Source organism: Undibacterium sp. Ji49W, from assembly GCF_049340205.1.
GTDB lineage: Bacteria > Pseudomonadota > Gammaproteobacteria > Burkholderiales > Burkholderiaceae_D > Undibacterium.
The window spans coordinates 1-11738 of the sequence record NZ_JBMPOW010000001.1 but is presented as its reverse complement, the minus strand read 5'-3'; the positions used below and the strand labels follow the sequence as shown (position 1 = coordinate 11738).

The 11738-nt window shown below is 51.4% G+C and carries 7 protein-coding genes and 1 riboswitch; of the genes, 3 read left to right on the top strand and 4 right to left on the bottom strand.

Features of this window, described 5'->3' with window-relative positions; translation table 11 throughout:
* Positions 1 to 5: 5 nt before the first annotated feature.
* Positions 6 to 115, bottom strand: a riboswitch (TPP riboswitch).
* A gap of 511 nt (positions 116 to 626) precedes the next feature.
* Positions 627 to 3452 (top strand): valine--tRNA ligase, encoded by a 2826-nt coding sequence (locus ACO0LK_RS00035; protein WP_422970972.1) that lies wholly within the window; start codon positions 627 to 629, stop codon positions 3450 to 3452.
* 179 nt (positions 3453 to 3631) lie between these two features.
* Positions 3632 to 4036, top strand: a complete 405-nt coding sequence (locus ACO0LK_RS00030; protein WP_422971812.1) for a DUF2147 domain-containing protein — start codon at positions 3632 to 3634, stop codon at positions 4034 to 4036.
* Positions 4037 to 4281: 245 nt separating this feature from the next.
* Here the strand turns inward: ACO0LK_RS00030 and ACO0LK_RS00025 are convergent, their stop codons facing one another.
* Positions 4282 to 5871 (bottom strand): sensor histidine kinase, encoded by a 1590-nt coding sequence (locus tag ACO0LK_RS00025; RefSeq protein ID WP_422970970.1) that lies wholly within the window; start codon positions 5869 to 5871, stop codon positions 4282 to 4284.
* Between the two features lie 290 nt (positions 5872 to 6161).
* Between ACO0LK_RS00025 and ACO0LK_RS00020 the strand changes: the two genes are divergently transcribed.
* Positions 6162 to 6410, top strand: coding sequence for a YdcH family protein (locus ACO0LK_RS00020; protein WP_422970968.1), 249 nt, complete (start codon positions 6162 to 6164; stop codon positions 6408 to 6410).
* A gap of 46 nt (positions 6411 to 6456) precedes the next feature.
* Here ACO0LK_RS00020 and ACO0LK_RS00015 read toward each other — a convergent pair whose 3' ends face one another.
* The 3 genes from ACO0LK_RS00015 to ACO0LK_RS00005 form a co-directional block, all read right to left on the bottom strand.
* Positions 6457 to 7254: a DUF3025 domain-containing protein gene (locus ACO0LK_RS00015; protein ID WP_422970966.1), complete on the bottom strand. Its 798-nt coding sequence runs from the start codon at positions 7252 to 7254 to the stop codon at positions 6457 to 6459.
* Positions 7255 to 7266: 12 nt separating this feature from the next.
* A complete protein-coding gene (gene pyrC / locus ACO0LK_RS00010; RefSeq protein WP_422970964.1) occupies positions 7267 to 8331 on the bottom strand; it encodes a dihydroorotase in 1065 nt (354 codons plus the stop codon).
* 177 nt (positions 8332 to 8508) lie between these two features.
* The coding region (locus tag ACO0LK_RS00005) for a beta strand repeat-containing protein (protein WP_422970962.1) at positions 8509 to 11738 on the bottom strand (3230 nt) is incomplete at its 5' end.

Here is an 11738-nt window from a genome sequence, read left to right as displayed (position 1 = left end):
TGGCAAAAAGTCTTCGGCAGCTTCCCTTCGCTGGCATTATCCAGATCAGGTTCGAGGGTATTTCTCACCCGACATCACAATTCATAGTGTGATGACAGGACCCCTAGCATTTTTTCTTCGCGCTTTACATTCAAGGCGACGACGAAGCCGGATTATACGACTTTTGTTTTTTCGTGTGCTGCTTATTTTTATTCATGCGCAAAACCGCAGCCTGGCTCTCACTCATTCAAATGATTTACTGAACTGGACAGTACAAAAATCTCAGCGATGGTTTTTGGTCTTTCCCATAGGAACTTCGCCCTAAAGCTGCTTTCCGCTCGTGTGAGGAAGCGTGAGGAAGCGTGACAAATTCAGGGAAAAGCCAGACTTGCCACCATGTACGCCTGAAAGCGGGGCTACCAAGATAGACAATGGAGGAGACAATGAAGGATTCATTGCAATCTGTTGCGTCATAGCAAATCGAATAACAAGAGGCATTGCCACGCTGCATGAAACTGAAGTATTACCCTTGTATAGCAAAATATCAAAATACTTATCTTTTAAATAATTTTACTTGCAGTAAAACCCAAACTTCTGCAGCCGCCTCATTTATAATCAAAGGTTTAGCAATCACCGCAGATCATATTATGGAATTAGCCAAGTCTTTTGAGCCCGCAGAAATCGAACAATCCTGGCGTGGTGAGTGGGAAAAACGTGGATATTTTGCCGCCACCCTGGATGAAGGCAAACCCTCATTCTCCATACAACTGCCACCGCCGAATGTGACAGGTACCCTGCACATGGGCCATGCCTTCAACCAGACCATCATGGATGGGCTGACCCGCTACTACCGCATGCGTGGCCACAATACAGCCTGGGTGCCAGGTACTGACCATGCTGGCATCGCTACGCAAATCGTGGTGGAACGCCAGTTGGATGCACAAAAGATTTCGCGCCATGATCTGGGTCGTGAAAAATTCCTGGAAAAAGTCTGGGAATGGAAAGAAAAGTCTGGTTCCACCATTACTGGCCAGATGCGCCGCATGGGTGCGTCAGCCGACTGGGATCGCGAATACTTCACGATGGATGCCGAACGCTCCAAAATCGTGACTGATGTCTTCGTCAAACTGGTAGAACAAGGCCTGATCTATCGCGGCAAACGCCTGGTCAACTGGGATCCGGTATTGGGCACTGCTGTGTCTGATCTGGAAGTGGTGTCGGAAGAAGAAGATGGCTCAATGTGGCACATCCGTTATCCGTTTGTTGATGGTTCCGGCCACCTGACGGTAGCGACAACCCGCCCTGAAACCCTACTGGGTGACGTGGCCGTGGCGGTTGACCCTACGGATGAACGTTACATCCACCTGGTTGGCAAGATGCTCAAACTGCCACTGACGGACCGTGAAATCCCGGTAATAGCCGACAGCTATGTCGATAAGGAATTTGGCACTGGCTGCGTAAAGATCACACCTGCGCACGACTTTAACGATTACGCCGTTGGTCAGCGTCACAACCTTGAAAAAATCAGCATCCTGACTCTGGATGCCAAGATCAATGAAAACGGCCCGGCCCAATATCAAGGCATGGACCGTTTCGTCGCCCGCAAGCAAATCGTTGCTGACCTCGATACACAAGGCTTGCTGGAATCAGTCAAACCGCACAAGCTGATGGTGCCACGTGGTGACCGTACCAATGTGGTCATCGAACCCATGCTGACTGACCAGTGGTTCATGGCCATGAGCAAGCCGGCACCGGAAGGTACACACTTCCCTGGCAAATCCATCGCTGAAGTGGCGCTGGAAAAAGTCGCTGATGGTGAAATCAAATTCATCCCGGAAAACTGGACGACGACTTACAACCAGTGGCTGAACAACATCCAGGACTGGTGTATTTCTCGCCAGTTGTGGTGGGGCCATCAAATCCCGGCCTGGTATGGCGACAATGGCGAAATCTTTGTTGCGCATGATGAAGCCGGTGCACAAGCCAAGGCGGCTGCCGCTGGCTACACTGGCGCATTGAAGCGTGATGATGATGTGCTGGATACCTGGTTCTCGTCTGCGCTGGTGCCTTTTTCGACCATGGGCTGGCCGGAAGAAACACCGGACATCAAACAGTTCCTGCCATCCTCGGTACTGGTGACAGGCTTTGACATTATTTTCTTCTGGGTAGCGCGCATGGTCATGATGACCACACACTTCACTGGCAAGGTACCGTTCAATACCGTCTATGTACATGGTCTGGTACGCGATTCCAGCGGCCAGAAAATGTCCAAGTCCAAGGGCAATACCCTCGACCCTATCGACCTCATTGATGGTATCAGCGTTGATGAACTGGTCGCCAAGCGTACTGCCGGTTTGATGAACCCCAAACAGGCAGCCAGCATAGAAAAAGCCACACGCAAGGAATTTGCCGATGGCATCCCGGCCTATGGTACCGACGCTTTGCGCTTCACCATGGCCAGCTATGCATCGCTGGGCCGCAATATCAATTTCGATCTTGGTCGCTGTGAAGGCTATCGCAACTTCTGCAATAAATTGTGGAACGCGACCCGCTTTGTCCTGATGAATACCGAAGACAAGGATTGCGGTTTTGGTGCAGATGTCACCGCAGCGGATCTGGAATATTCGCAAGCTGACAAATGGATCATCTCTACCCTGCAACGTGCAGAGGCAGAGATAGAAAAAGGTTTTGCTGACTACCGTTTCGACAATATCGCATCAGCCATCTACAAGTTTGTCTGGGATGAATATTGCGACTGGTATCTGGAAGTTGCCAAGGTTCAGGTACAGCAAGGTAATGAAGCGCAGCAACGCGCCACACGCCGCACTTTATTGCGCGTGCTGGAAGTGATCTTGCGTCTGGCTCACCCTGTGATTCCTTTTGTCACCGAAGCTCTGTGGCAAACAGTGGCACCACTGGCAGGCAAGACCTTGAACCCGGCTGGCGACAGCATCATGATCCAGCCTTACCCGCTGTTCGTGGCAGAAAACGTCGATACTGCAGCAGAGGCCTGGATGCAGGCACTGAAAGCCATGACCGACGCCTGCCGTAACCTGCGCGGTGAAATGCAATTGTCCCCTGCCAAGCGCGTGCCACTGTTGTTGCAGGCCGCGAACGCAGAAGACAAGGCCCGCCTGCAATCTTTTGCACCGTACCTGGAAGCACTGGCGAAACTGTCTGAGGTCAGTGTGGTGGATGCCTTACCTGAATCACCGGCACCGGTATCCGTCGTTGGCGAATCGAAACTGATGCTGAAGGTGGAAATCGACGTAGCAGCAGAACGTGCACGTATCAGCAAGGAAGTCGCCCGCCTGGAAGGCGAAATTGCCAAGCTGGAGACCAAACTGGGTAACGAAGGCTTTGTCGCCAAGGCACCTGCGCAGGTTATCGCGGTTGAAAGAGAGCGTCTGGCGAATTTCAAAGCAACCCTGCAAAAACTGCTGGAACAGCTGGGTAAGCTGCCACCAGCGTAAGATGTTGCAATACCGTGGGTTAAAGTAGGTACTCTAAAAATATTGTACGTGGTGAAAATTTTGCCACGTACAATCAAATCACATAAATCAGAGACCTCAGTTTTTCTTTTGGAGACAGCATGAAAAAAACAGTTCCATTCGCAATATCAGTATTATCCGCAGTCATTGCTTTCGCAGGCATGCCCCTGCTGGCACAGGCAGAAGAAAGCCCGGTTGGTCTGTGGAAGAGCATAGACGACAAATCAGGTAAGCCCAAGGCGTTGATACGCATTACTGAAACCGGGGGCGAATTGCAGGGCAAGATAGAAAAGTTGTTTCTGGAAGCAGATGCGCCTGAAAAGAATCCGAAATGCGACAAATGCGAAGGTGCCAACAAGGACCAGCCCATCGTCGGCATGACCATCCTGTCCGGTCTGAAAAAAGATGGTGACGAATATAGCGGCGGCAAGATACTTGACCCGGGCAACGGCAAGCTATACAGCAGCAAACTCAGTGTCATTGAAAACAACAAGAAACTGAATGTGCGCGGTTATATTGGTGCACCGATGTTTGGTCGCACCCAGACCTGGTTGCGCGAGCAATAAGTTCACACTGTAGTTGCAGAAGAAACCGCAACGGGAACCTCTGGTTCCCGTTTTCATTTCAGTAATGGCATTTACTCAGATCACCAGCACGGCATCGCACATGACCTTAAAACGTCGACACTGAATCCCCATCAGGTTTGTCATCCAGCAACAACAAGCAAGATGATAGTTTTTAGTCGTGCTTTATCTACGGCTACGCACTGATTTTAAAGTGAATGTGCGCAAAACTTTGGCGCATGCGCAGTCTATTCACCAGCGTCAGCCCCGGGAGCATGCAAAGGCAGATGCATGATAAAGCTGGCACCGGTACCCAGCTTGCTTTCTACGCGAATGCTGCCGCCCAGTACATCGCATATCAGGTTGTACACAATATTCAAGCCCAGGCCACTGCCACCCTGCCCCAGTTTGGTGGTGAAGAATGGATCAAATATTCTCGTCATATTGGCTTCCGAGATACCGACGCCATTGTCACTGACGCTTAACTGGACTGCGGCCGGTTCCACATCCACGCGATGTGCATGAATACTGATCACGCCGTTCTCTCGTCCATCAAAGCCGTGCAGTATGGCGTTATTGATCAGGTTGCTGATGATCTGACCGAGCAGGCCGGGGTAAGAATCCATCCAGATATCCGCAGGCACATCCATGCGCACCTCATGGATACTGCGCTTGATGCTGGTGCCCATGGTCAGTACGGTTTCGCGTATCACTTCATCCAGCAAAAATGCCCTTCTTTGAGCGCTGGTTCTGTCTACGGCAACCCGTTTGAAACTGCCTATCAACTCCGCCGCGCTATGCAGATTGCGCAATAAAATATCGCTGGCCTGCAAATTTTTCTCTACATATGTTTGTAGTTGCGCGCGCGTCATGCCCAGCGCCATGCGCTTGCGGAACTCATTGCTCAGGTCATGGATGGTGCTGGCGACCGTAACAGAATTACCTATCGGTGTATTCAGTTCATGCGCTACACCGGCGACCAGTGAACCGAGTGCGGCGAGCCGGTCAGTACGTTGAATTTCAAGTTGTGCATTGTTGAGGTTTTCCAGTGCCATACGCAATTCCTGGTTGGAGCCATGCAGTTCTTGCGTGCGATCTGCAACCCGCTGTTCCAGCGTCAGGTTCTGATCGGCCTGTATCTGCATCAGCTCACCCAGTCGTACTCGCATGGTATCAACACCAAGTGCAAGACTACCCAGTTCATCTGACCTGGCGACATGTACAGGCTCTGCAAACTGTCCCTCACCCAAGCGATCCACATCCAGTTGCAACTGTTGTAAAGGGCGCATCATGCGCCTTTGGAACAATAGCCACAGAAGAAAAAAAGAGATGAGCAACTGCACAAGAATGGCCGCACCACCTTTCAGGAATTTCTTCAAAAATTCCTGCTCCATCAGGTGGCTGCTCATCTCTATTGTGACCCGTCCTATGATGGCACCATCCTTGCGGACATCCCGGGTTTCCGAAATCAGGTCCTGTTGTTGCGCATTGGCTTGTTCGGCATGAACAAAGCGCCCCAGTGCAGCATCTTCTACCGAGATACGCACCACATCCGGATTAAGCATGACGGAATTGACAAAACTCTGTGCCGCTTCGGCATCCACCTGCCACAAGGGGATAGGCATGGTTTGCTCCAGCATGCTGGCATACTGACGCAAAGGGCCGCGCACACGCACTTCATATTCCCGCTCATAACTATCCCTGGCCAACACGGATCCCAGTAGCATCGCCGGTATGACAATGCCCAAGGCAATACCCAGTACAATCGCATTCCTGAGTGACAGGGAAGAGAATCGCTTGCCTGGCTCGGCTGGCTTATTCGCTGGTTTGTCGCGCATTGCTACAGTCTGTTCTGATAAATAAGCATTCTGCCACCAGCATACTGGGATTCAGACCTTTCAGTTAACACACGAATCAAAGCCCTAACTCCTCATCAATACGCACCAATGGCAAGCCAATAACACACTGCATTGCACAAATATTCTACATGAAATCAAAATCCTCATCTCTGGAGTAGTGCCGATCTCGATTCATTTACCGCGAACTTGATACAGATCATGCACAACTGCCACGATTTGCTTAGTATGGAGACAAGGAAATGTTTCCCCGACCTAAAAGGAGTCCTCTAATGCAAGTTGATCATCACCCGCTGTCTAGCGAATTTCCTCAATTCAAGGAAGCCATTCATGAGTTAAAGCTTGGTAACGCCCATTTCGCAAAACTGTTTGACGAATATGATGAGACTGACAAAGCCGTCAATCGTGCAGAAAATGGGAAAGAACATCTGGGTGACGCCGCATTGGAAGACCTGAAAAAACTGCGTATCAGCTTGAAAGACCAGCTATTCCATATGTTGCAGAGCAAGCCCGCCGCTTAAGTATGATGTAATCCCGTAGCCAGAACACGCAACTTTGCGCTGATGCTCAATTGCGCCTGGCCCTGAACACTTGCTGGTCGGCATAAAAAGCCTGGTCTTGCTGCGGCCACCAGCCAGGCAAGCCCAGTACCGGCAAGGGCGTGTAATCTGCGGTACTTAGCGCTTGGCTGGCCAGTTGCGCTGCCACCAGTTGATCTATATGCATGCGCCTGGTTACCGCATCCAATCCAAAGTAAGCCTTATCCACCATGAGCACCCAGGTATGGGCAGTAATGGCTTTATAGGGATTGACCAGTTTTTCCATCAGGGCATGCCCAAAACACCAGACTTCGGCAATCTGTCCAAACTTGTTTGCCTGGGTGACGAAGGCATCCTGCCATGCATGCGCACGCAGTGATGCAATCAGCGCTTGCCCCTGTTCACTGTCCTCCACTACCAGCAATGCCGCATTTTCATCAAAAATGGTGGCTGCATCGCGGGCGGGACCACGTGACTTGCCTATGCCCATGGCGGCTATCTGGGCTGCCTGCAAGGCGTTCAGTTGCCGCTTCACACAAGGAAAACTCAGCCAGACCAATGCATTAAAAAAATCATGCAGATTTTCCCTGGTCGGGACTTGTCCACTGGCGCTGATATGGGCTTCATAGGCAACACCATCAGGCAACTCTTCCTGTGCAATAAATTGCAAAGGAAGATTGCGGTGATTCTGCAAACCGGACTGGGCACTCAACTGATTGATCCGTGCGCGCCAGTCAACGCAGGTCAATACATCTTGCGCCACCGGCAGTACGGCGGCATACCATGGCCGTGACCAGTCTATGCCATCAAAAAAGCGTGCGTTCATGCGCTTCAATACTCAGGCTGCACGCATTTTCCAGTGCAGGGTTTCACCACTGTTAAGAGGCACGATACTGCTGTCGGCAAATGGCAGCTCGGCGGGCATTTGCCATTCTTCACGCACCAGAGTGATGGTGCATTTGTTGCGCGGCAACTGATAAAAATCCGGACCATTAAAGCTGGCGAAGGCTTCCAACTGATCGAGTGCACCAGCCTGCTCAAAAGCCTGGGCATACAATTCCATTGCATGCAAAGCGGTATAACAACCGGCACAACCACAGGCGTGCTCTTTCAAACCCTTGGCATGCGGTGCAGAATCCGTCCCCAGGAAGAAGCGATTGCTGCCCGAGATGGCTGCCTTGACCAAAGCCTGCCTGTGGGTTTCGCGTTTGAGTACAGGCAAACAGTAATAATGCGGACGTATACCACCTTTGAAAATTTCATTGCGGTTATACAGCAGATGATGCGCAGTAATCGTCGCCGCAATCGGGCCACTGGCTTCTGCCACATAGGCCGCGGCATCGCTGGTAGTGATATGTTCAAATACGACTTTCAGTTCTGGCATGTCTTTGCGCAACGGCTGCATGACGCGGTCAATGAATACTGCTTCGCGGTCAAACAAATCAATCTCGGCATCGGTCACTTCGCCATGTACCAAAAAAGGCATACCCACTTCCTGCATGGTTTCCAGGGTCTTGTAGCAATTTTTCAGGTCAGTCACGCCGGCATCAGAATTGGTCGTGGCACCAGCCGGATACAGTTTCACGGCATGCACGAAACCACTGTCTTTGGCACGGCGAATTTCATCCGGGGGGGTGTTATTTGTCAGATACAGCGTCATCAGCGGCTCGAAGCGCATGCCTGCTGGCAAAGCAGCAAGTATGCGTTCACGATAAGCGGCAGCCTGTTCAGTCGTCGTGACTGGCGGTTTGAGATTAGGCATGATGATGGCACGGGCAAACTGCGCTGCCGTATGCGGCAGCACGCTAGCCAGGGCCGCGCCATCGCGCACATGCAGATGCCAGTCATCGGGACGGGTAATCGTAATTTGTTGCGGGGTGTTACCAAAGGTCGTGGTTGTCATGATAGCTCGCGGTGACGGAATACCGGCATTTTACCTTTTCCCTTGCGTTTTCTCGAACATTGGCTAATTACCATGTCACCAAGAAAACAAAAAACCACCGTGACGGTGGTTTTTTGTTGTCCTGCTTTATTTTTCAGGGGTAGCAAAGTACCCCTTATTGCATTGCTTGCTACTGAATTAAGCGATGAAGTCGCCGGCAACGATAGAACCTGCGCCAACCAATTTAACGATAAAGTCAGTTGCATCAACTGTACCAGTTGTGCCACCGATGTTTTGGAAGGCGTATGTACCAGCTGCTGTACCTGCGGCTACAGTGATGACGTAAGCCTGGGTATTTGCTGCCAAGGATGCACCAGCTGCTGTTGCTGCTGTAGCGATGGCGGCTGCCAGCGTGGACACGTCAGCACTAGCGATAGACAACAAGTTCAATGTTGTTGCTGCTGTGCCTGTCTTGAACACGTCAGCGCCAACCACTTTAAAGTTTGCTACTGTATCAATGGCAGAGATAACCGAACCGGAAGCAATCACATCAGCGCCAGTTGCAGTAGTCGACAGATTGATAGTGTCAACACCAGAACCACCTGTGATGGTAGTAGAACCGGTACCAGTCCCCAGAATATTCAAAGTCTGACCACCTGTGCCCAAAACAACATTGCTGATGTTAGTAGCAGCAGACTTAGTGAAGTTCAAAGTCACGCCAGCACCGTTTTCATTTGTCACTGTCCATGCAGCATTGGTACCGCCAGTTACATTGACAGTTTCAATGCCAGTTGTTTTTGTACTCAAGTTGATTGATGCGGTTACTGCACCAACATTCAGCACATCAATACCCAGGCCACCGTTGATAGTAGCGATGGTAGCATTGTAGATTGCTTCGCTGATGTTCAGTGTATCGTTGCCTGTGCCACCAACAACGCTCGCTGTATTAATAGCAGCGGTGAATGTATTGGTACCGTTAGCCAAGTTGTAGTTTTCAGTGTTGGGCAGAGCTGTAACCGTACCCGCTGTTGTCAGTGTGAGGGTTTCTGTACCGGCTGCAGTCACCGTGGCGAAGCCAGCCCATTGCGCTGCTGTCATCGTGAATGAGCCATTTGATGTGAACAATGCCTGCTCAAAACCAGTAATATTGGCTGCAGAAATATTGCTGCCATTCGCAAATATCAGCAAATCAGTGGTACCGGAACCAGCAGTAAAAGTGCCGCTATAAGTCTTCCCTTCCAGGGTCAACTGGTTATTACCGTTGCCGAGGTTGATATTACCAGCCAGCATGGAGCTGCCAGAGTTGGCCAGGAAAACGCGGTCATTGCCTGTACCACCATTGACGGTAGTAATACCCGAAGTAGCAACGTTGAAGTACACGTCTGTCGATGTATTATCTGTTGCCAGTGTCTTGATGTTAGTGATGGTATTACCGCCACCAATCACGATACTGCCGCCGCCGGTAAAGGTAATGATGTCAGTATCACTGCTATTACCGTTGATGGTAGTGCCAACGAAAGCCGCTGCTGCGCCTGTGAAGTTGTCATTCACATTGGCAACGCTGTTGAATACGCCACCGGCTGTCAATGCGATAGGCGTCAATGCTGTACCGCCACCGTTGACTGGGGATGTACCAACAACACCTGTTGTTACCACTGCACCACCAGATACGACAATCGCATTGGAAGTCGTACTATTATTAACACCACCACCCGTTGCATTCGAAGCCGACGTCACGTCATACACCAGCGTACCGCCAGTGATGGAGATAAACGACAGATCAATATTATTCGCACCGGCGATATCATCCACGATCGTCAGTTGATGCGGGCCTGCACCGCTGAAGGTCAATACCGGACCTGTCAGGTTCAATGCAGCACGGGCAGCTACCAGAGCAGCATATTGGCTGGCAGTGATAACAACAGCAGAGTTTGCTGTGATGTTTTCAATACCGGACAGTTGTGCACCAGCCAGGTTGATCGCACCGTAAGTAACCAGTGTATCGTTACCATTACCCAGGTTGATGGTGTCTGTCACGACACGGGCCACTGCTGTTGCTGTGGATTGTGTATTGAGGTTCACACCGTTTTCTGTCACGTTGTAGGTACCGGCAACATAGTTACCCAGCAATACGACGCGGTCAGCACCTGCACCCAGGCTCAGGAAGTTGGCGCCACGGCCCAGTGTCACGTCCAGTGCAGATTGCGCTGTCAGTGCACCAGCATCGATGGACACACCAACTGTTGCGTTAGCAACGTTGACGTTGTCGATCGCACGGATGGTCAGACGTTCGATGTGGGTGGTGGTGTTAGCAGCTTGATAGCTGTCAACCAGGGCATCAACGATGGTGTCATTCAACTGGATTTGGGACACTTGGGTGACTGCTGTGTCGTTGGTCAGTTCGATGTTACCGATGTTTTTGATGCCGTTGAAGTCGCCGATGGCTGCGTTCGTTGCATTGCGCAGTTCGATGACGTCGTCGTTCTTTTGGCTGTTGTTGGTGGTGTTGTTGTCAACAGCACCGCCGTCAATGGTATGGGTACCATTGAAGTTGGCATCAGTGAAGATGATGCGGTCGGCTGTGCGGGAGGCACCTTCTTCGCCGTTGTAGCTGAAGCGGCTTGTGGCGCTCAGGCTACGGGCGTCGATCACCACTGCGCTTTCAATGGCTGTACCAGCGGTATCAGCAGCATTGTTGGCATCGTTGGCTGTGTCGTTGTCATTCACAATGGCCAGTACACCGGCGTTGTTGTTGGCAGCGATCAGGGCATCGGTCAAGGTCAGACGGTAGTTACCAGCACCGGCAACACCGGCGTTGTTGGAGGTACCAACCAGACGGATGGTTTCAAAGCCAGAAACGTTAGTCCATTCAGACGCACCCAGGGCGATGGTGTCGCCCAGGTTGGCACCTGTCAGGTCACCATCGATGACCAGTGTGTCGCCTGTACCTGCGCCACCGGCTACGGTGTCGGAGATGCTCAGACCAGCACGTGTGTCCTGGAGGTTATCGAAGATGACGGTGTCGTTACCGGCACCCATGGTGATTTTTTGTGCGCCATTGAGTGCAGCTGCGTTAGTGGAAACGCGAATGGTGACGTTAGCCAGTTCTGCGGAAGCATCAATCGTTGCAGCAACCAGTTTGACTTGACCAGCTGTCAGGGACAGGTCTTGTACGCCGGAGCCGTCAGCGGCTGCGCCGGAGACGTCGATACGGTTCAAACCACCGTTGGCACCGACTGTTGTGGTGTCAAAGTTGATGAAGCCGCCTGCTTTACCTGCACCTGCTGCTGTACCGATAGTGACTGTGCCTGTGTGGGCAGCTACGCTACCCAGGGCGACGGTGTTGTTTTCTGAATCAGCGTCAACGATGGTGACGTTTTCAGCGGCGCCTGTTGTCAGGGTGACGTTGAAACGTGGATCGGTGTTCA